Here is a 20996-nt window from a genome sequence, read left to right on the forward strand (position 1 = left end):
CCACGGGGTCCCGTGCCCCGTGGCCGTCATCCGGCTATCTCAGCGCGTACGCCCGCTTGACGGTCTGCGTCGTCGAACCGCCCTTCTTGTCCGAGGCATGCACCCGGAGCGACACGTAGCCACTGGTGGCACCCAGCGGCGGGTGGTCCACGGTGACCCGGTAGCCGTCGTGGCCGTGCTTCCACACCCGCCGGGCGTCCCGCCAGGTGGCTCCGTCGTCGACGGAGTACTCCACCTCGACCTCGCGCACGTCGGGCGCGCGGCGGATCGACGAGTGCGCGCCGGCCCGCAGGCCGAAGGTGAACGCGCGCCCGGCCGGGGCCCGGTTGAGCAGGTCGAGCGGCACGTCGTAGGTCACCTGGATCGCCGGCTGGAACGAGCAGGCGGGGCCGAAGGTGCAGGAGTACCCGCCGGGCGTGCCGGTCGGCGGCGTGGAGGTGAACCGCGAACTGGTGGTCACCTGCTCCGACAGCTTTCGGTCAGAGGTGTCCACGGCGTCGAGCCGGTAGGCGGCGGAGCCGTCCGGGACGATGAACGAGCGGGGACGCCGCCCCTGCGGAGTGATCACCGCGTCGCCGGCGGTCAACCGGGGATCGGCTTTCAGCGGGCTCAGGCGGCTGTAGTGCCGGGGATCGGAGTCCAGCCAGTACTCGGCCGGGACGAACCGGTCGCCGTCCCGGCACAGCACGCACGGCACCTGGGCCGGATAGCCGTCCGGCACGTCCGCGGCACCGGGCACCAGGGGCGCCTTGAACCAGCTCTCGTCCAGCCGGGCGCGGGAACGCGGGAACCGGTCGTGCGCGAAGAGGTCCAGGCCCTGGCTGCTGATCTCGCGCGACCAGACCACCTCGCCGGACGCCGGGCCGAAGTACTCGGTCCTGGAGAGCGGCAGCTTCATCGCTTCGCCGTACGACAGGCTGGTGGACGCGTCGCCCGCGGTGGACTGGCCGAACTCCCAGCCGCTGGTCTCCGGCTGGTCGGCGTGGTAGTCGGACTCGATGCGGATGAGCTCGCGGTTGTCGAGGCGTTCCGGCTTGGCCGGCACCCGGCCGCGTTCCTCGAAGCGCAGCCGGTAGACGGTCTCGCGCCCGGTGTACGGCTCCAGCTTGATGGACAGGCCGTTGCCGGACTCCACGGCGGCGCGCAACGCGCGTCCCTCGGTCACGTTCAGGCCGAGCCGGTGGGTGGTGTAAGCCCCGCCGGGAACGCGCGGCCCGGCCCCGTCCACGTCGAAGTAGCCGACGAAACCGGCCGCGCCCCGCTGCCCGGCGAATCTGGCCGCGGTATCCATCTGCTTCGCCGCGTCCAGGTACGGCGAGGCGCCGGAACCGACGGGGACACCGGTCAGCACCAGCTGGCCCGTCACGTCGAGGTTCTCGAAGTCCTCGGCCCGGCCCTGACCGGCCCACACGACCGGATACGACACCGGGCCGGTCAGCATCTTGCTCATCGACACGCGGTCGTAGGTCGGGTGCAGGTCCAGCCGGCCCGCCGTGGCACGATCCAGTACGGCCCGCTCCAGGCTCCACTGGTGGGAGAGCCGCATCTTGCCCGACTTCACCTTGGAGACGGGCGTGATGAAGAGATCGTGGTCGGCCCCTCCGTCGGACGTGCCGCCGTAGACCATCACGGGGGAGGGCCTGTCGGTGAACGTCCGGGTGTAGCGCACGTGGCCGCTGCCGTCGGTGGCCTGCGGGGTGATCGGGCGCAGGGGCACGGTCTCGCGGGCGTCCAGGGCGACCTTCTGGTCCTTGTCCAGGGACACCTCCTTGATCACCCAGCTGTTGCGGGTCCGGGGGTAGTACTCGCTGGCGATGCCGACGATCTCCCAGTCGCCGCCGGGCAGGTAGAGCTCGCCGTCGCCGGAGAGGTCGAGCCGGAAGGAGTACCAGGCGTAGGGGTTGAAGGGATCCTCGGGGCTGTTCGTCCGCTTCATCGGGATCGCGTAGACGAGCGGGCCGAACTGGGAACTGGTGTAGAACTCCTTGGTTCCGTAAGAGTTGGTCATGGAGAACGAGAGCCGGTGCGTGTCCGGGCCGGTGTAGTAGCTGAACGGGGTGGTGAGCCGGACGTCGCCGCCGCTCGCGGTGACCCACCCGCCGTACGCGCCGGTCCTGGCGGCGGCGGGATCGACCCTGAGGTCGACGGTGGCGGTCCCGCCCGCCGGCACGGTGACGGTCTGGGAGCCGAGACCGATCGCCTCGGCGGGGGCGGCGGCGCCGCTCCAGCCACGGGTGTGCAGCGCGACGTCCAGCGTGACCGCCTCGCCGCCCGTGTTGCGGTAGGTGACCTGCCTGGTGACCGGTCCCTTGGCCGGATCGAGGAGACGGAAGTCGACGACCGAGGTCGCGAACACCGTCTGGGTCACCGCACGGCCCGCGTCGAGACGACCGGAGCCCTGCTCGAACCAGTTGTGCGCCTCGTTCCGTTCGGCCGTCGAGGTCAGCGCCTCGCGCAGTTCCCCCGCCCGCCAGTCCGGGTGCTGCTGGGCCAGGAGGGCGGCGGCCCCGCTGACGTGCGGGGTGGCCATCGAGGTGCCGCTGTTGGCGGTGTACCTGTCGTTGCCGGGGATCGGCTTGGCGGCCGAGTCGGCGGAGCGGGCGGCGACGATGTCGACACCCGGGGCGACGATGTTGGGCTTGACCGCCGCGTCGTCGAGCCGGGGCCCGCGGCTGGAGAACTCGGCGAGGGTGGTGCCGGTGGTCTTGTCCACCGCGCCGACCGCCAGGGCCTGGTCGGCCGCCGCGGGGATGCCCACGGTGAGCGGGTCGGACTCGTTGCCCGCCGCGACGACGAACAGCGTGCCGTGCTGCTCGGTGAGGCGGTCGACCGCCTGGCTCATCGGGTCGGTGCCGTCGCCGCAGCAGGAGCCGAGGCTCAGGTTGACCACGTCGGCGCCCTGCTCGGCGGCCCATTCCATGCCGGCGATGGCCCAGGACCAGTCGCCGTTCCCCGCGTCGTTCAGCACCTTGCCGACGAGCAGGGAGGCGGCGGGCGCGACACCCTTGTACTTGCCGTCCGAGGCGCTGCCGGAGCCCGCGATCGTGGAGGCGACGTGGGTGCCGTGCCCTGACCGGTCGGCGAGGGCGGGGGCGTCGGAGAAGTTCTCACCGGCGACGATCCGGCCCGCGAAGTCAGGATGGGCGGCGTCGATGCCGGTGTCGAGGACGGCGACCTTGGTTCCCTTGCCGTCGAAGCCGCGGTCCCAGGCGGTGGGCGCGCCGATCAGGGGGACGCTCTGGTCGAGGGACACCTCGATCCGGCGGTCCAGCCAGATCTTGGACATGCCGCCCGCCAGGGTGGGCCGGTCGCCGAGCGCGGCCCAGAACTTCGGCGCCTCCGCGACACGCACCGTGACCGCGGCGCCGTTGACGGCGTCGAGGGTGCGGGTGGTCTCGGCGGCGGGCAGCGCCGCCGCGGCCTTCGCGACGGCGGACTCGGCGGGGTCGCCGGCGTAGGTGACGATCAGCGGGATCGTCTCGGTGCGCTGCTCCGCGGCCAGCGTCTCGACGTCGAACAGTTCGTCGTCGAGGGCTCCCGAGGCGATCATCCCGGCGGCGTCGGAGGGCATGACCAGGTGGCCGCCGTCGCGGTCGGGGAGGGTGGTGAAGGTGACGGGCGCCCCGTCGGGCCTGGGCGCCTCGCGGATGTCGAACGACGGCACGCCGCCGTCCTTCGCCGGGGTGTACTCGACGACGTCACCGGTGATCAGCGTGACGGTGGTCGTGGCCGTGACGGCCTGCCCACCGGGTTCGGCGCCGACCGGTTCGGCCGGGGTGGCCGCCGATCCGGGAGCGGCGAACGCGGTGAGCACGAGTGTGGCACCGGATAAGACCGCGGTGATTCTGGCGCGGGTGCGAGACAAGGGGTTTCCCTCTCGATCTATGACGTGGAGCGGGAGCGCACCCGATCGCGGGAGCGCTCCCATATGCAAGATGCATGCTTCCACGCCCAGTGATCAAATCATGCCGAATGTCGCCATATGGGATGACCGAATTCGAGTGACCTGTCAGGTGCTCCGCGTGATCGCCGCGCGGAGTTCTGGGGCAGTGAGCCGGCCACTGGCGATCGAGGGGGTGGCCGCTCTGCCGTACAGATCAATGCTCTGTACGGGTGGTGGGTCGCTGGTTAGAGTAAGTAAGCACTGATTTCCGATGCGGTGGAGCGAAGATGGATCTTGAGGAATACCGTCGCCGGGCCAGGGCGTGGCTCGTTGAGAACGCCGTGGAGGGTGCCGAAGGGGTCGCGGCGGCCAGGCGTTTCATGGCCGCGATGTACGACGCGGGCTACTCGGGGATCTCCTGGCCGAAGGAGTGGGGCGGCCAGGGGCTGACCCAGGCGGAGGAACTGGCCTTCGCCGCGGAGGCCCGCGACTTCACGCTGCCGATCTACGCCTTCTCCATCGGGCTGGGCATGTGCGGTCCCACGATCGTCGACCTGGGCACCGACGAGCAGCGCCGCCGCTGGGTCCGGCCGCTGCTGCGCGGCGAGCGGATCTGGTGCCAGCTCTTCTCCGAGCCGGGCGCGGGCAGCGACGTCGCGAGCCTGCAGACCAGGGCCGAGCCCGCCGAGGACGGCTGGATCGTCAACGGCCAGAAGGTGTGGACCAGCGTCGCCCAGTACGCCGACCTGGGCCTGCTGCTGGCCAGGACCGACGTCGAGGCGCCCAAGCACCGCGGCCTGACGATGCTGGTGATCGACATGCACGCGCCCGGCGTGACCGTCAGGCCGCTGAAGGACATGAGCGGGCGCAGCAACTTCAACGAGATCTTCTTCGACAACGTGCACATCCCGGCGGAGAACCTGATCGGGCAGGTCGACGACGGCTGGAGCTGCGCGGTCACGACCCTGCTGCACGAGAGGCTGTCGATCTCCGGCGGGGTCGGCATGAGCGGGGCGCGGGACAACCCGGCCTCGTTCGAGCGGCTGCGCGAGGTGGTCGACACCGGCGACCCGATCGTCCGCGACCAGCTCGTCGAGCTCTACGTGCGCTCCCGCGCGCTCACCCTGTTCAACCAGCGGCTCGCGGAGGAGACCAGGGCGGGCGTCTTCCCCGGGGCCAGGGGCAGCGCCGCCAAGCTGCTGCTGGCCGAGCTGACCAACTTCGGCGCCGACCTGGCGATCTCGCTCGCCGGTCCGGAGGCCGTCGCCTACGACGACGACGGCGGCGGCCTGGCCCGCGCCGTCTCCCAGGCGCCGGGGCTGTCCCTCGGCGGCGGCACCAACGAGATCATGCGCAACATCGTCGGCGACCGGGTGCTGAACCTGCCCCCCGAGCCGAGGTCGGACAAGAACGTGCCGTTCAAGGACCTGAAGGTGGGGACCCAGCAGTGAAGCTCGTGCTCAGTCAGGAGCAGCAGGATCTGCGTGGCTCGGTCCGCTCCTTCCTCGCCTCGGTCTCGCCCATGTCCGGGGTCCGCGAGGCGATGGAGTCCGCCGACGGCTACGACCGTTCGGTCTACGACCGCCTGAACGGCGAGCTGGGCCTCGCCGGCCTGATCGTCCCCGAGGAGTACGGCGGGGCCGGGGCCGGGCACGCCGACCTGGCCGTAGCGCTGGAGGAGACCGGGGCCGCGCTGCTTCCCGGGCCGTTCCTGGCCACCGTCTTCGCCACGATCGCGCTCCTCCCGGAGCGGGACAAGGAGTTGCTCACCGCGGTCGCCGGCGGCGGGCTCACCGCGACCGTCGTCTCCGGGCCGTCGGCCGGGCCGGACGGCGTGGTCAGCGGCATCGCCCCCCAGGTGATCAACGGCCTGGACGCCGAGGTGCTGCTCGTCCGCGACGGCCGGCACGGACTGGTGGCCGTCGACGCGGACGCCGGCGGTGTCACCCGCGAGGCGCTCGGCACCCTGGACCCCACCCGCCGCCAGGCCAGGATCACCTTCGACCGGGCGTCCGGCCGGGTCATCGCGGGCAGCGCGGCGGGGGAGGCGCGCAGCCGCGACCTCATCGCGGTGGCGCTGGCCGCCGAGCAGCTCGGGGTGCTGCGGGCGAGCCTTGACGCGATCCTCGCCTACAGCAGGATCAGGGTCGCCTTCGGCCGTTATATCGGGTCCTACCAGGCGGTGAAGCACAAGCTCGCCGACATGCACTGCAAGCTGGAGCAGGCCGAGTCGATCGTCCGCCACGCCGCCTGGGCGGCCGACGAGTCGCCCGGCGAACTGCCGGAGGCCGCCGCGCTCGCGCAGATCTACCTGGGCCGCGCCTGCTTCGAGGTCGCTCGCGACCACTTGCTGCTGTTCGGCGGCATCGGCTACACCTGGGAGCACGACGCGCACCTGTACTACAAGCGGGCCAAGGCGGACGAGGTGCTCCTCGGCCCGCCGCGCGCCGCCCGCGCCCGTCTCGCCGACCTGCTGGAGCTCTGACGATCGGAGGCCCCGATGCCTGAGATCAGCCGGTTACCCGGCTTCTACAAGATTGCGGAGGCCGACCCCGGCCGCCGGGCCGTGATCGACGCCGACGGCTCCGTGACGACGTACGGCGAGCTGCTCGCCCTGGTGAACCAGGTGTCGCACGGCCTGCGCGCGCGGGGTCTCGGCACGGGCGACGTGGTCGCGGGGGTGCTGCCCAACGGGCTGGACGCGGTGGCCATGCTGATGGCCACCGGGCAGCTCGGCCTCTACTACGTGCCGATCAACTGGCATCTCACGCCGGGCGAGATCGAGTACATCCTCGGCGACTGCGACGCCCGTCTCGTGGTCTCCGCCGAGCCGTACGCGCAGTCGGTGCGGGCCGTCGCGAAGGAGGTCGTGACCGGGGCCGGGGCGCTGGCGGCCGGGCAGCCCGCCACCGCGCCCGCGGACCGTACGGCAGGCAACGTGATGTGGTACACCTCGGGCACCACCGGCTTCCCCAAGGGGGTGCGGCGACCGCTCTCCGGCGCCGAGCCCGAGCAGGTCGTGCCGCTCTACCTCTGGTTCCTCGGCGAGGTGTGCGACCTGGTGCCGGGCGACGGCGTCCACCTGGTGACCTCGCCGATGTACCACTCCTCGCCGTGCGCGCACTCCACCTTCGCGCTGCACCTCGGCCACACGCTGGTCATCACCCCCCGCTTCGAGCCGCAGACCATCCTGGAACTCGTCGAACGGCACCGGGTCACCAACGCGATGATGGTGCCGACGATGTTCCACCGGATGCTCCAGCTCCCCGAGGAGACCAGGCGGGGATACGACGTCTCCTCACTCGCCCAGGTGATCCATACCGCCGCGGCCTGCCCCGTCGCGGTGAAGAAGGGAATCATGGACTGGTGGGGGCCGGTGCTGTACGAGTACTACGGCTCGACCGAGTCCGCGATCGCCTTCGCGGTCAAGCCGCACGACTGGCTGGCCCACCCGGGCACGGTGGGCAGGACCGCGCCCATGTTCGAGGCGCGGATCCTCGACGAGGACGGCGCCGAGCTGCCGCCGGGCGAACCCGGCATGATCTACGTCAAGTCGTCCCTGGGCCGGTTCGAATACCTCAAGGACCCGGCCAAGACCGCCGCCGCCATGCGCGGAGAGTGGTACGCCCCCGGCGACATCGGCTACCTCGACGAAGACGGCTTCCTGTTCCTCTGCGACCGGCGCACCGATCTGATCATCTCCGGCGGGGTGAACATCTACCCCGCCGAGATCGAGGCCGCCCTGCTCGAACACCCCGCGGTGGCCGACGTGGCGGTGATCGGCGTGCCCGACGAGGAGTGGGGCCACTCCGTGGTCGCGCTGATCCAGCCGGTCGAGGGCGTCACGGGCGACCCCGGCCTCACCGCCGCGCTGCTGGCGCACTGCGGCCCCCGGATCGCCCGCTTCAAGCACCCCAGGCGGATCGAGTACCGCGCCGAACTGCCCCGCACCCCCACCGGGAAGCTCTCCCGGTCGAAGGTGCGCGAGGAGTATCTGGCCGCCCGCTAGAGGGGGATCCACTCGGTGGCGGTGGTGACCTCGTCGAGGATGGCGGTGATCGGCTCGACGCCGAGGCCGGGGCCGGTCGGGACGGGGAGATGGCCGTCGTCGAGGATGAACGGCGGGGTGATGTCGGTGGCGAAGTAGCGGTCCGAGGCGGAGGTGTCGCCCGGCAGGGTGAAGCCGGGCAGCGCGGCCAGGGCGATGTTGGCGGCGCGGCCCAGGCCGGTCTCCAGCATGCCGCCGCACCACACGGCGACGCCGTGGGCGCGGCACAGGTCGTGGATGCGGCGGGCTTCGAGGTAGCCGCCGACCCGGCCGGGTTTGACGTTGATGATGGAGCAGGAGCCCAGGGTGATCGCCGCGGCGGCGTGCTGGGCCGACTCGATCGACTCGTCCAGGCAGATCGGCGTGGTCAGGCGCTTGGCGAGCAGGGCGTGCTGAACGAGGTCGTCGTTGGCGAGGGGCTGTTCGATCAGTAGCAGGTCGTAGAGGTCCAGGCGGGCCAGGTGGGGGGCGTCGGTGAGGGTGTAGGCGGCGTTGGCGTCGACCTGGAGCAGGACATCGTCGCCGAGCCGTTCGCGGACCGCCCGCACCGGGGCCAGGTCCCAGCCGGGCTGGATCTTCAGCTTGATCCGCACGTAGCCCTGCGCGCGGTAGCCCTCGACGGCGTCCAGGAGCTGCGGGATGGAGTCCATGATGCCGACCGAGACTCCGCACGGGACCCGGTCGCGGGCCGCCCCCAGGAAGGACCCGAACGACTGGCCGGTGGCCCGGAGCCGGGCGTCGAGCACCGCGGTCTCCAGCGCGGCCTTCGCCATCCGGTGCCCCTTGACCGGTGCCAGCGCCCGTTCCACCGCGTGGACGTCGGCTCGGTCGGGGAGCGCCGGGATCAGGAACCGCCGCAGCACCTCGGCGGCGCCCTCCACGTACTCGGAGGAGTAGAGCGGCTCGGCCATCGCCACGCATTCCCCCCAGCCCTCCGCCTCGGGGGTCACCACCCGGACCAGCAGCACGTCCCTGGCCGTCTCGGTGCCGAACGAGGTGCGGAACGGCGACACCAGCGGCAGCGCGATCCGCCGCAGCTCCACTCCGGTGATCTTCATGCTTTCCTCTCGAGCACGTAGTAGGTCCTGCGATGGAAGCCGGTGACCCGGGCGCCGTCCGCCAGCAGCCCGCCCAGCACCTCCCGCACCGCGTGCCGCCACTCCGCGGCGACCTCCGGCGCGCCGCGGCGCAGCGCCTCGACGTCCTCGGGCACCGCGACCAGCACCACCGCGGCGTCGGCCCGCCCCGGGACGGGACGGCCCGCCCGGTCCTCCAGCGCGATCACCGCGTCCGGCGGCACCTCCGGCCGGTACGGCTCGCCCCCGGCGGCGGCCACCACGTGCGGCGCGCCCAGCTCCCATGCGGCGAGAATCCGGTCGGACTCGTCGCCCGCGTTGACCTCGTCGTCCATCGCGCCGTAGAACCGCTGGAGGTACTCCACCGGTGCGGCACCCAGCTTGGCCAGATTGAAGTAGGCGTTGCGGCGCACCAGCGGGTCGTAGGTCCAGGTGATCCGATCCAGGCCGCGGGCCAGCGCCCAGGCGCGCTGGTGCAGTTTGAGCGCGAAGCCGGTGCCGCCGAGCGTGACCCCGGTGACGTGGGAGTGCATCCCCCGCCCCACCGGCTCGGCCAGGAACCCCACCGAGCCGCCCACCAGCTGATCGTTCCGGTAGGCCCCGGCCACGTAGTTGCCCGAATGCGCCAGCGCGCGCATCAGCTCCACCGTGATCGGCGGGTTGGTCGGGGTGGGATGCCAGATCTCGTCGAAGAGGCGGGACACCTGTTCGAAGTCCTCGATCTCCCGCAGCTCGCACACCCGTACGCCACGGCTCGCTGCGGCCAGGCTCGCCGCCTCCCCGGCGTTCACCGGGCGGCCGTCCGCCCCGAGAGGACCGCGGTGACCAGCGCGGCCAGCAGTTCGGTACGGCGCGGCAGTTCGGCCACGATCATGTGCTCGTGGTCGGCGTGCGCGCCCCCGCCCACGGCTCCCAGCCCGTCGAGTGTCGGGCAGCCGACCCCCGCCGTGTAGTTGCCGTCGGACGCGCCGCCCACCGCGACCTGTTCGAGCGGGCCGAGGCCCAGTTCGGCGGCCAGTTCGGCGGCGAGCGCGAACAGCCCGGCGGAGGACGACGGCTCCATCGGCGGCCGGTTGGGGCCGCCGATGAGCTCCAGGCGGGTGCCGGCCAGCCGTGGCGTCAGCGCCCGCATCCGCCGGTCGACGCGCTCCTGGGCGACGAGATCGGTCACCCGCACGTCGACCTTGAGCCGCGCCTCGGCGGGCACAGTGTTGGGGCTGGTCCCGGCGGACAGCACGGTCGGGGTGACCGTCGTGGCGCCCTCGGCGAGTCCGGCGATCGCGATCACCTGGTACGCCAGCTCGATCCCCGCGTTCGCGCCCAGTTCGGGCTCCAGCCCGGCGTGCGCGGCCTTGCCGTGCACCACCAGTTCGTACCGGGAGACGCCCTTGCGGGTCGTCTTCAGCGCGCCGCCGTCGGCGCTCGCCTCCAGCACGAAAGCGGCGTCCATGCCCCGCGCGCAGTCTTCGATCAGCGTCCGGGAACTCGGCGAGCCGAGCTCCTCGTCACCGGTGACGAGGACGGTCACCCCGTCGAGGGACGGCAGCGAGGCGAGCGCGTGGAAGGTCTGCACGAGTCCGGACTTCATGTCGAACACGCCGGGCCCCCTGGCGACCCCGTCGACCACCGACCACGGGTGGGTGGCCAGCGAGCCGATCGGCCAGACCGTGTCGTGGTGCCCCACCAGCAGCACCTTCGGCGTGCCGAAGCGCCAGCGCAGGTGGGTGACGCCGTCGATGACGATCGTCTCCGGCGCGGCGCCGAGCAGGCGGGCGCCCAGCGTGGCGACCACCTTGGCGCTGCGCGCGACGGCGGCGAGGTCGGCGGAGAAGGACTCGCACAGGACGAGCTCCTCCAGGTCGGCCAGCATCCGCCGCTGATCGAACGGGCTCACGCCTGGCGTCCGAGCTCGGCGCGGAACAGGCGCAGCACGTTACCGCCGACGATCTTCGTGACGTCGTCCTCGGCCAGGCCGCGTTTGAGCAGCCCCTCGGTGACCAGCGGCAGGCCGGCGGGCCCGTCGACGCCGGGCAGGACCGCCTTGACGTCGACGCTGCCGTAGCTGAAGTCCTCGCAGCACGGCGGGGTGAGGTCGGCCATCACCTCGCGGATGAAGTCGGGGCCCAGGCCGACGTGGTCGATCCCGGCGACGCCGGCGACGTGCTCGATGTGGTCGAGCAGCCGTTCGACGGTGAAGTCGACGGGGTCCTCGGCCAGGAAGCCGGGCAGGAAGTTGACGCAGACCACGCCGCCCGTCGCGGCGACGCCCCTGAGCTGGTCGTCGGTCAGGTTGCGGTGGTGGTCGCGCAGGGCGCGGGCCGAGGAGTGGGTGGCCATGACCGGCCGGGTGGCGAGTTCGAGCACGTGGGCGACGCCCGAGGCGCCCAGATGGGACACGTCGAAGATCATGCCCAGCCGTTCCATCCGGGCGAGCGCCGCGACCCCGGGCGCGGTGAGCCTGCTCCCGGTGGCGTCCTCACCGCTGCCGTCGGCCAGTGCCGTACGGCCCCAGTGGGCGATCGACGCGACGCGCACTCCGAGCCGGTGCATGGTCGGGAACAGTTCCACGTCGGCGTCGAGGCCGGGCGCGCTCTCCAGCGCGAGCACCAGCGCGATCCGGCCCGCGGCGAGCGCGTCGTCGATCTGCCGGCCGTCGAGGCAGAGCCGTACGGTGTCGGGGTTGCCCTCGGCGATCACGTGTGCGCACTCGATCATGCGCAGTGTCTGCCGGAGCGCGCCCTCGGGACGATACTGGTTGTCGATGAAGACGGGCAGCACCTGGAGGTTCACCCCGCCGGCGGTGAGCTGGGGGAGCCAGCGTTCGCGGAAGAACGACGCCCAGTGCTCCGGTGGCCGCGCGCTGACCGCCATCAGCAGGTCGTTGTGGGTGTCCGCGACGACTGCGCGGTCATGAAGATCAGGTGCCACGGTCTCGCCCTCCGATACGTCGATGCCTCAGCCCCAACCGTAGGCTTCCAGGCGGGGGGAGCGGGTCAGGCGGCGGTAGAGCGTCGTGGTGCCGGGCCAGTTGCCGGTCACCTTGCCGTCGGCGTTCTGATACCAGCTGCGGCAGCCGTCCTGCCAGACCATCTCGCCCATCTTCCGCTCCAGCCGTTGACGCCAGGCGTCCATCGCGTCCTGACGCACCTCCATCGGACCTCGCGCGGCGATGTGCGGGAGGCAGGCCATGATGTACCGCACCTGACATTCGATCATAAAGACGATCGAGTTGTGGCCGAGGTTGGTGTTGGGCCCGTACAGCAGGAAGAGGTTGGGGAAGTTCGGCACCGTGATCCCCAGATACGCCTCGGCGCCCCGCTTCCACTGCCCGGCCAGCGTACGGCCCGCCCGGCCGGTGATCTCGATGGGGGCGAGGAAGTCGGAGGTCTCGAAGCCGGTGGCGTAGATGATCGTGTCGTGCTCCCTGGAGCCGACGCCGCGGGGTGTGATCCGGGTGATCGGATCGGTGACGACCTCCACGTTCGGCCTGGTCAGCGCGGGATAGAAGGCGTTGTCCAGGAGGATTCGCTTGCAGCCGATCCGGTAGCCGGGGGTCAGCCTGGCGCGCAGCTCCGGGTCCGGTACCTGGTCGCGGAGGTGTTTGAGCGCCAGACCGCGGACGTATCCGGCGCTCCAGCCGTTCCTGCGCAGCGCCGGGTAGAACGTGGCCTCCACCCGCCGGTAGATCCACTCGCGGTAGGCGCGCTGGAGGAACGGCAGGTAGCGGAAGGAGAGCCGGTGCGGCAGGGTGAAGCCCGCGTCCGGCTTGGGGATCACCCAGTTGGGCGTGCGCTGGTAGAGGTCCACCCGCCGGGCGATCGGCGCGATCCGGGGGACGAACTGGGCGGCCGACGAGCCGTTGCCGATCACGGCCACGTCGCGGCCGGTGAGATCGTGGCCGTGGTTCCACCGGGCGGAATGGAAACTGGTGCCCGTGAACTCCGTCATTCCCTCTATGTCGGGGAGATGGGGGCGATTCAGCTGGCCCACTCCGGCCACGAGCACGTCGAACTCCTCGACGTCGCCCGCGGCCGTGGTGACCCGCCATCTCTCGCCGGTGAACTCGGCGGCGACGACCTCGGTGTTCAGCCGGATCCGGGGCCGCACGCCGTACTTGTCGGCGCATCGCTCCAGGTAGGCGAGGATCTCGGGTTGCTCCGGGTAGCGGCGGGTCCAGCTCGCGTACTTCTCGAAGGAGTAGGAGTACAGGTGGGAGGGTACGTCGCAGCCCGCGCCCGGGTAGGTGTTGTCGCGCCAGGTGCCGCCGATGTCTCCGGCCTTCTCGAAGACCGTGTAGGTCGCGGTGCCCGCCATCTGGAGGCGGATGGCCATGCACAGCCCGCCGAAACCGGCGCCGATGATCGCGACACTGGGCATGCCCGGCCTCCTCGCTGTCAGTAATCACTTACATTACGAGATCTGGCGCGTGTAGTGAATACCGTTCTGCGGTACGGCGATAGGGTGCGCAACGTGCCTGGTTCAACGCTCGCCGCCATGGTCGCGGAGCTGGAGACGATGTACGACCCCACGTGGGCCGAGACGTGGGACGCGGTCGGCCTGGTCTGCGGCGACCCCGGGGCGGAGGTGCGCAGGGTGCTGTTCGCGGTCGATCCCGTCCGCGCGACGGTGACCGAGGCGCTCGACTGGAAAGCCGACCTGATCGTCACCCACCACCCTCTCTACCTGCGCGGCACCACCAGCGTGGCGGCCACCACCGCCAAGGGCCGGGTGATCCACACCCTCATCCGGAACGACGTCGCCCTCTACACCGCGCACACCAACGCCGACGTCGCCGACCCCGGCGTCTCCGACTCGCTGGCCCGTGCCGTCGGCCTGACCGGCGACCTCGTCCCGCTGCTGCCCGCGGGCGCGGAACCCAGGCGCGGCCTCGGCCGCGTCGGCTCACTGCCCGCCCCGCTCACCCTCGCCGAGTTCGCCGCCCGCGCCGCCGCCGGCCTGCCCCGCACCGCCTCGGGCCTGCGCGTCGCCGGCGACCCCCACCGCGTCCTGCACAGGGTCGCCGTCAGCGGCGGAGCCGGCGACTCCCTCCTCAGTACGGCCCGCGCCGCCGGCGTCGACGCCTTCCTCACCGCCGATCTTCGCCACCACCCGGCCAGTGAGTTCGTCGAATCCGGCGGCCCCGCCCTGATCGACGCCGCCCACTGGGCGACCGAATGGCCCTGGCTGGCCGATGCGGCCCGCCAGTTGACGACCAGACTGCGCGCGCGGGGGATTACTGTTGAGACGCGCGTATCCGAGACGGTCACGGACGCCTGGACGACAACAGCACAGTGCGAGGAAACGTAGTGAAAGCAGCCCCGGAAGCCCAGAAGCGCCTGCTCGAATTGGCCAAGCTCGACTCCGTCCTCGACCGGCTGGCACATCGCCGGCGCACTCTGCCCGAGCTCGCCGAGATCGACGAGCTGTCCGCCCAGCGCGCCCGCCTGGGCACGGCCGCCATCACGGTCGCCACCGAGGCCGGCGACCTCGGACGCGAGCAGACCAAGGCGGAGAGCGACGTCGACGCGGTGCGTGCCCGCGCGGCACGCGACCAGCAGCGACTCGACTCCGGCCAGGTCTCCTCCGCCAGAGACCTGTCCGGCCTCCAGTCGGAGATCGCCTCCCTGCAACGCCGCCAGAGCGACCTTGAGGAGGTCGTCCTGGAGATCATGGAGCGCCGGGAGGCCGCCGACGCCCAGGTCGCCAAGCTCGGCGGCGAAAGCGAGCGGGTCGCCGCCGACCTCGCCGCCGCCGAGGAGCGCCGCGACGCCGCCCTCGGTGAGATCGACAAGGAGCACGGCGAGGTGGCCGGCACCCGTTCGGGCCTGTCCGGCGAGATCCCCGCCGACCTGCTCGCCCTGTACGAGAAACTGCGCGGCCAGTACGGCGTGGGCGCGGCGATGCTGCACGGCGGACGCTGCCAGGGCTGCAAGGTGACCCTCTCCATCGCCGACATCAACCGGATCAGGGTCGCCGCCCCCGACGAGGTGATCCGCTGCGAGGAGTGCCGCCGAATCCTCGTCCGCACCCCCGAGTCAGGACTGTGACCTCCTTCGTCATCGAGGCCGACGGCGGGTCCCGCGGCAACCCCGGGCCCGCCGGCTACGGCGCGGTCGTCATGGACGCGGCCGACGGCCAGACCCTGCTGGAGACCGCCGAGGCCATCGGCACGGCCACCAACAACGTCGCCGAGTACCGCGGGCTGATCGCCGGCCTCGCCGCCCTGCTGACGCTGAGCGGCGACGGCGCGGTGGTCGAGGTCCGGATGGACTCCAAGCTCGTCATCGAGCAGATGGCCGGCCGCTGGAAGATCAAGAACGAGGGTCTGCGTCCGCTCGCCCTGGAAGCCGCCTCCCTGGCCCGGCGCCTCCAGGTCACCTGGACGTGGATCCCCCGCGAGCGAAACCGGCACGCCGACCGCCTGGCCAACGAGGCCATGGACGCCGCCGCCAAGAACCTCCCCTGGCACCCCTCCGGAGCTGCCCCCGGAACCTCTCCGAAGGGCGACCGTCCGGCTCAGGACGGCCCGGGGCGCACCCGTGACGGCGCCGGCGCCGCCTCCCGAGGCGGTGACCGTACGACGGCTCAGGACTCCGCGAGCGGCGTCCGTGTCGTGTCCGGCGAGATCGGGCAGGCGTCGCTCTTCGACGAACCCGACGCCGACACCCCCGTCGCCGCCGCGGCCACGCCGGGAACCGGCTGGCGCGCCCCGGCCAGTTCGGCGATGACCCTGCTGCTGCTCCGGCATGGTGAGACCCCGTTCTCGGTGGAGCGCAGGTTCTCCGGGATCGGCGACCCGGAGCTGACCCTGAACGGCGTGGCCCAGGCGGAGGCCGCCGCCGCCCGTTTCAAGCGCGAGCCGTACGAGGTCGACGTGATCGTGACCTCCCCGCTGAGACGGGCACGGGCCACCGCGGAGATCATCGCCGGGCGGACACGCGCCAAGGTGGTCGTCGACGAAGGGTTCAGGGAGACCGACTTCGGTGACTGGGAGGGCCATACCTTCACCGAGATCCAGCGTCGCTGGCCCGATGAACTGGCCGCGTGGCTCGCGGATCCGGACGCCGCGCCGCCGCGAGGGGAGAGTTTCGCGGTCGTGGCAGAGCGGCTCCAGGAGACCAGGGAGCGGCTGCTCGGCGAGTACACGGGCAAGACCGTGCTCGTCGTCTCCCATGTGACCCCGATCAAGATGCTGCTCCGGTTCGCGCTGATGGCTCCCCCCGCCGCGCTCTACCGGATGCACCTCGACCTGTCCTCCCTCTCGGTGATCGAGTACTACGAGGACGGTCCCGCCGTCGTCAAGGCGGTCAACGACACGGGCCACCTCCACTGACCTGACCGGGTGGATCTCCGGCCGGCGCGCTCGTCGGCCGGTTGGAGCCCGCTTGGGACGCGTTAGGCTGGATATACGGCGGACGAGCCGGCCGGGCGGTCGCGTCGGGTCCTTCAACGGGCCCGCCGAGGAAGGTCCGGGCTCCACAGGGCAGGGTGGTCGGTAACGCCGACCCGGGGTGACCCGCGGGACAGTGCCACAGAGAACAAACCGCCTCCCGGCGACGGGAGGTAAGGGTGAAACGGTGGTGTAAGAGACCACCAGCGCCCACGGTGACGTGGGCGGCTAGGTAAACCCCACCCGGAGCAAGGTCAAGAAGGGGCGGTCCGCAAGGATCGCTCCGCGCGCGACGTTCGAGGGCTGCCCGCCCGAGCCGCGCGGGTAGACCGCTTGAGGCCGTCGGCAACGACGGCCCTAGATGGATGGCCGCCGCCCGCCAAGCGCGGGCACAAAACCCGGCCTACAGGCCGACTCGTCCGCCCTTAACGCGCTGGCCTGGTGTGGAGAATCCACCGGGCAAGATGGCGCATTTAGCTGGCAATCGTCGTAGCCCGTGCCGGCCGGTGGATTCCGCCGTTCTGTGCGCGACTGCCGGGCGGATTGTCGGTGAAGCCCTCACTCGGAGCCTCGCCGCAGCCGAACGACCCGGTTGTGAGGAAGGCTCGGGAGCTAGATGCGCCAGAAGGCGCAGGTGAACGGCCTACCTGGAATTAACCAGGTGAGAAGGAAGCTCTCGAATGGCCTCACGACCGGGATGCGAGGAAAGCGGGGAGACTAGAGTCAAAAAAATCATTTTTTGAGAAGGAAGTCCTCCCATGGCCTCGCGGGCCCAACCGTATCAGGCAGGGATCAGTTCATGCAGAGTCCCAGGCGTGTACACCTGCGATCCCGGTGGGAGGTCGGCCGGAGCCTCCAGTCCGATGTAGGTCGTGTGCTCGGCTGAGGAGCCTTTCGTGTTCAGCAGGTCGGCCAGGTAGCGCACGCGCAGGTGGTCGCGTTCCACGATCGAGCGCACCAGCAGGGCCGCGGTGACCCGGTTGCCTTCCACCTGGTTGAAGCTGGGATGCCCCTTCAGGTAGAGGTGCAGCCATTTGACCCGCCATGCGCCATCGTCGCCGCGGAGGAAGACGAGCGGCAGGGCGACCCGGCCGGAGCCGCGCAGATCGGACTTCATACGCACGGTGCGCGGCTCGAACGGCCTGCCTTCCTGCTCGGCGTCCCTGGTCATGTATCCGAAGAACGCCTCGGCTGCTTCGCCGAACGGCTCGCCGTCGTAGACGTTCACCTGGGGAATGATGATCGGCTGGGTCGCGTCGGCGAGCCGGATGTTGACGAACTCCGACGCGCCGTCGGGGGCCTCGGTGAGGTCGCCGGAGTACTCGGCGAAGCCGTTGGCGTAGTTCGTCCACGAGATGTGCGTCGCATTGTCGTAGGAGGCGTCGAGCATGAGCGCCGACAGGTCGTAGTCGGTGCGCCGTTCGGCCTGGCGCCAGTGCACGAAGAACCTGAGCAACTCGCCGTCCACCGCCGAGAGCGAGCCGCGAGGCAGCATGCCGAGCCCGGGAGAGAAGGCTTTGCCGGACAGCGGCAGGGCGACGTCGAGTACGTCGGGATCGACGATCAGCCGGCCGGGTTCGGGGAGGCGGCGGGTGATCTCCTCGTCCAGGATGGCCACCGCCCGCCAGAGGACCTCCTCATCGAGCGGTGAGCGGGAGTCGGGCACCGTCCACGCCTTGCCGTGCTGGTTGGTGAAGATGCGGCCGGCGGCGGGGGCGAGCCGATTCTGCAGGTGCTCGCGCAGAGACAGCAGGACGCGGCCGGAGGCGTCCGCCACGGTTCTCTCCACGGCGTCCAGTACGGCCGACGCGGACTGGCTGGTCCGCAGCAGATGGTCGAGGCGGCGCAGCAGCGCGCCGGGCGCGTTCTCCAGCAGCTTGACGGCGTCGGCGGTACGGCCCGCCGACAGGGCGGCTTCGACGCGGCTGTCGAAGCCGGCGGCCTCGCGCACGCCCCTGGCCACCTCGAAGACGCCGGCGGCACGTGGGAACTGCGGGTACTCGTGGGGATGCAGCCGCTCGCCGAGCCGCTTCCACTGCTCCCGGTGGCGCCGTACGTCGCCGAGCTTGGCCGGGGTGGCGACGGTGTCCAGGGCCTGCAGGAGGGCACGGCGCTCGGCGCGGCGGAACGAGCGGAACCTGGTGCGGGTGGCCAGCGTGACATCGCCGCCGGAGCAGCCGCAGGCGAGCCGGAGCACGTCGGTCACCGTGTCGACGAGCAGCGTACGGCCGGCGGCCAGCCGTACCTCGTTGACGACGGCGCGGTTCTCGCGAACGGGGATGTGCTCCGGCTGGTCGGCGCAGAACGAGGCGAGGGAGCGCAGGGCCGTCAGATCCTCGGCGGCCGGCGGCGTCTCGGAGCCCGCCAGCGAGAAGTAGAGCTCACGCGCCTCGGACTCCAGGCTCCCGCCCAGCTCCAGCACGGTCACCCGGTCCCCGGCCAGCGGGATCAGCTCGGCGTGCGCGGCCAGCAGGTCGGTGTAGGCGTGCTGGTAGCGGCCGTAACCCGGCAGGGTCAGCAGGTTGAGCGTCGGCGCCTGGACACGCGCGGCGGTGACCGGGTCGAGCAGGGCCTCGCGCAGCAGGCCGGCCCAGAACTCCAGGGTGTCGGGCACGTTCTCGGGGAAGTCGATGAAGTAGGCGTTGTGCTGGACATGGTCGCCTACCAGGTCGCGGACGGCGGCCAGGACCCGTACGCCGAGATCCACCACGGTCTCACCCCGTAGCCGCGTCAGGCGTTCGAGCAGGGCCGCCGAGCACGTGAAGCCGACGCTCAGCAGCGCGGCGTCGAGTTGGCGGGCGGCAATCTCTCCCCAGTCCGGCGTGGAGTCGGCGGGGGCGTCGATGGGGACGCGTAGCCGCCTGGCGATGATGAGGCTTTCAAGATTGTCCACGAGCGCACCTTATAGCCGAACCACGCCTGCAATCTGCGGGTTTCTTGTGCTAGAGGCGTGCAAGCGTAGTTCCTGCTCAGAGGCCCTGAATGCGGTGTGAGAACGGACGTCCGCGCGGGTCAGCGGCGGCCGGCGGCGCAGGTGACGCAGGTCCTGGTGGCCGGGAGGACCATCAGGCGCTCGAGGGCGATGCGTTGCCCGCAACCCGCACAGATCCCATAGGTGCCGTCGTGCAGTCGCTCGAAGGCGAGGTCCAGCTCGGCGAGGTGCGTCAGGGCCTGGTCGAGGAGAGCCTGGATGTGGGCCCGCTCGAACGCGGTGGACGTTCCCTCGGGGTCGTGCTCGTCGTCGGAGGCCGTCGTCGCCGACGATTCGACCATCTCGTCCCGGTCACGGCCCAAGATGGCGACGCGGGCCGTGGTCATCTGATGGTCGGCGTCGAGAAGTTCTCGCATGGTCGCCTGTTCCGAGGGGGAGAGCGCGGCGTCCCCATGGCGTTCGGTCATCACGGTTCTCACCTTCCCCGACCAGGCTGTTCGCAGTCCTTTCAACTGGTACGGGCGGCCGGTGGCCGGGCGCTTGTCCAACGAAAGCCGCATGCCCTAGCTTTGCGGCGAGTTGACAGGGTGTGGTGGGTCGCCGCGTGTGGTGCCGGTCACGGTCCAGGCCAGGCGGCGCCGTCATGAGCAGCTCAGCGCTGTACCACGTAGTCGGTGCCGGTCGTGTGCGATCCATGGGCGATGGCGTCGAACGCTGCGAACACACCGGTAGGTCGAGGAAGTAGTCGGCCATGCGGGACTGCTGGCCCGCCCCACGTCTTCGACGTGGGGCGGGCCGCGCGCAGGTTCGCGAGGGTCCAGAGTGCGCCCGTGGGGAACGCCGCTTCGATGCTGTGGTCGGCGGTCAGGCCGGCATGGGTGTCGGCTTGTTGATGAGCGCGATGTTCATCCAGAAGCCGGCCGAGGCGAGCACCATCATCAGGGTGGCCATCGCCTTGTCGTCGTAGTGTTTCGCGACCTCGATGTACTGGTCGTCCGGTACCCGTTCCCCGCCACGCGCGGCGGGCTGGAAAACGGCGTCGGTCAACGCCAGTGCCGCCCGCTCGGCGTCGGTGAAGTACGGCGCGTCCCGCCAGGTCGCCACGGCGGCGATCCTGGCCTCGGACTCGCCCGCCTCACGCAGGTCGACCGAGTGCCGCTTCACCTGGTAGGTGCTGCCGACGATCTGGCCGGCACGCAGGTAGACCAGGCTGGTCGTGGTCGCCGGCACCGAGCCGTTGCCGGTGGCCTTGACCATCGCGCCGGCCAGCTCCTGGATCTCGGGCAGGTGTGTGTTGGCGTCGGGGATCCGTGGTCCCACGGTGTCCTCCATGGTGCTCGGGAAATGTTGTCGCCCCTATGAACCCTCGCGTGCCGTAGATGTGACAGGCGGCGGAGGAATCCCGGCGGCGTCGGCGAACTGGCGGACCCGCTCGGGGTCGCGGAGCCCCCGGGCCACAACGGTGGTCAGCCAGCCGCCGAGGTTGTCGATCTGGTCCGCGTCGGACCGGCAGAGCCGCAGCCAGGCGTCCTGGACGGCGTCATCGGCCTCGGCCATCGAACCCAGCATCCGGTAGGCCGCCGCCCGCAGCCGGGGCCGGTGCTGCTCGAAACACTCGGCCAGCCACTCGGTCTCCTCCATCGGTCACATCATCCCCTCGTCAAGGC

General features: G+C 71.2%; 16 protein-coding genes and 1 other RNA gene. 7 read left to right on the forward strand and 10 right to left on the reverse strand.

Annotated elements, in window-relative coordinates; all coding sequences use genetic code 11:
- Positions 1 to 34: 34 nt before the first annotated feature.
- The gene (locus MBA17_RS11555; RefSeq protein ID WP_238496375.1) at positions 35 to 3865 is read right to left on the reverse strand and encodes a S8 family serine peptidase; all 3831 of its coding nucleotides are present in this window, start codon (positions 3863 to 3865) and stop codon (positions 35 to 37) included.
- A gap of 305 nt (positions 3866 to 4170) precedes the next feature.
- On the opposite strand from MBA17_RS11555, the gene MBA17_RS11560 reads away from it, so the two are divergent.
- Genes MBA17_RS11560 through MBA17_RS11570 form a run of 3 tightly spaced genes read left to right on the forward strand, consistent with a single transcriptional unit; the run spans position 4171 to position 7892 of the window.
- On the forward strand, positions 4171 to 5334 hold the full coding sequence (locus tag MBA17_RS11560) for an acyl-CoA dehydrogenase family protein (RefSeq protein ID WP_238496376.1): 1164 nt from the start codon (positions 4171 to 4173) through the stop codon (positions 5332 to 5334).
- Positions 5331 to 6368, forward strand: a complete 1038-nt coding sequence (locus MBA17_RS11565) for an acyl-CoA dehydrogenase family protein (RefSeq protein ID WP_238496377.1) — start codon at positions 5331 to 5333, stop codon at positions 6366 to 6368. Before MBA17_RS11560 ends, MBA17_RS11565 begins: the two co-directional genes overlap by 4 nt.
- 15 nt (positions 6369 to 6383) lie before the next feature.
- Positions 6384 to 7892, forward strand: coding sequence for an AMP-binding protein (locus tag MBA17_RS11570; RefSeq protein WP_238496378.1), 1509 nt, complete (start codon positions 6384 to 6386; stop codon positions 7890 to 7892).
- Here the strand turns inward: MBA17_RS11570 and menC are convergent.
- The 5 genes from menC to MBA17_RS11595 are packed head-to-tail and all read right to left on the reverse strand — an operon-like array spanning position 7889 to position 13384.
- The gene (gene menC, locus MBA17_RS11575) at positions 7889 to 8989 is read right to left on the reverse strand and encodes an o-succinylbenzoate synthase (protein WP_238496379.1); all 1101 of its coding nucleotides are present in this window, start codon (positions 8987 to 8989) and stop codon (positions 7889 to 7891) included. The two genes, MBA17_RS11570 and menC, sit on opposite strands and share 4 nt — an antisense overlap.
- Entirely contained in the window at positions 8986 to 9798 is an 813-nt protein-coding gene (locus MBA17_RS11580) for a GNAT family N-acetyltransferase (RefSeq protein WP_238496380.1), read from the reverse strand. The genes menC and MBA17_RS11580 overlap by 4 nt, the downstream gene beginning before the upstream one ends.
- Positions 9795 to 10901, reverse strand: coding sequence for a M20 family metallopeptidase (locus MBA17_RS11585; RefSeq protein WP_238496381.1), 1107 nt, complete (start codon positions 10899 to 10901; stop codon positions 9795 to 9797). Before MBA17_RS11585 ends, MBA17_RS11580 begins: the two co-directional genes overlap by 4 nt.
- The gene (locus tag MBA17_RS11590) at positions 10898 to 11935 is read right to left on the reverse strand and encodes a dipeptidase (protein WP_238496382.1); all 1038 of its coding nucleotides are present in this window, start codon (positions 11933 to 11935) and stop codon (positions 10898 to 10900) included. The genes MBA17_RS11585 and MBA17_RS11590 overlap by 4 nt, the downstream gene beginning before the upstream one ends.
- Positions 11936 to 11962: 27 nt before the next feature.
- Positions 11963 to 13384 (reverse strand): flavin-containing monooxygenase, encoded by a 1422-nt coding sequence (locus tag MBA17_RS11595; RefSeq protein ID WP_238496383.1) that lies wholly within the window; start codon positions 13382 to 13384, stop codon positions 11963 to 11965.
- Positions 13385 to 13501: 117 nt separating this feature from the next.
- On the opposite strand from MBA17_RS11595, the gene MBA17_RS11600 reads away from it, so the two are divergent.
- The 4 genes from MBA17_RS11600 (at position 13502) to rnpB (ending at position 16819) form a co-directional block, all read left to right on the forward strand.
- Complete coding sequence (locus MBA17_RS11600; RefSeq protein ID WP_238496744.1) at positions 13502 to 14314, forward strand: Nif3-like dinuclear metal center hexameric protein; 813 nt, start codon at positions 13502 to 13504, stop codon at positions 14312 to 14314.
- Entirely contained in the window at positions 14314 to 15054 is a 741-nt protein-coding gene (locus MBA17_RS11605) for a zinc ribbon domain-containing protein (protein ID WP_238496384.1), read from the forward strand. Before MBA17_RS11600 ends, MBA17_RS11605 begins: the two co-directional genes overlap by 1 nt.
- Positions 15051 to 16340: a bifunctional RNase H/acid phosphatase gene (locus MBA17_RS11610; RefSeq protein WP_238496385.1), complete on the forward strand. Its 1290-nt coding sequence runs from the start codon at positions 15051 to 15053 to the stop codon at positions 16338 to 16340. The genes MBA17_RS11605 and MBA17_RS11610 overlap by 4 nt, the downstream gene beginning before the upstream one ends.
- 83 nt (positions 16341 to 16423) lie before the next feature.
- Positions 16424 to 16819, forward strand: an RNA gene (gene rnpB / locus MBA17_RS11615) — RNase P RNA component class A.
- A gap of 359 nt (positions 16820 to 17178) precedes the next feature.
- Here rnpB and MBA17_RS11620 read toward each other — a convergent pair.
- The 4 genes from MBA17_RS11620 to MBA17_RS11635 all read right to left on the reverse strand — a co-directional run bounded on the left by MBA17_RS11620 (position 17179) and on the right by MBA17_RS11635 (position 20970).
- On the reverse strand, positions 17179 to 19290 hold the full coding sequence (locus tag MBA17_RS11620; RefSeq protein ID WP_238496386.1) for a TerD family protein: 2112 nt from the start codon (positions 19288 to 19290) through the stop codon (positions 17179 to 17181).
- 119 nt (positions 19291 to 19409) lie between these two features.
- The gene (locus MBA17_RS11625; RefSeq protein ID WP_238496387.1) at positions 19410 to 19796 is read right to left on the reverse strand and encodes a TraR/DksA family transcriptional regulator; all 387 of its coding nucleotides are present in this window, start codon (positions 19794 to 19796) and stop codon (positions 19410 to 19412) included.
- Positions 19797 to 20193: 397 nt separating this feature from the next.
- A complete protein-coding gene (locus tag MBA17_RS11630; protein WP_238496388.1) occupies positions 20194 to 20649 on the reverse strand; it encodes a carboxymuconolactone decarboxylase family protein in 456 nt (151 codons plus the stop codon).
- A 36-nt stretch (positions 20650 to 20685) separates the two neighbouring features.
- Positions 20686 to 20970, reverse strand: a complete 285-nt coding sequence (locus MBA17_RS11635; RefSeq protein WP_274385273.1) for a sigma factor — start codon at positions 20968 to 20970, stop codon at positions 20686 to 20688.
- Between the last annotated feature and the right edge of the window lie 26 nt (positions 20971 to 20996).

The organism is Dolomitihabitans soli (genome assembly GCF_022213955.1).
Lineage (GTDB): Bacteria > Actinomycetota > Actinomycetes > Streptosporangiales > Streptosporangiaceae > Streptosporangium_A > Streptosporangium_A soli.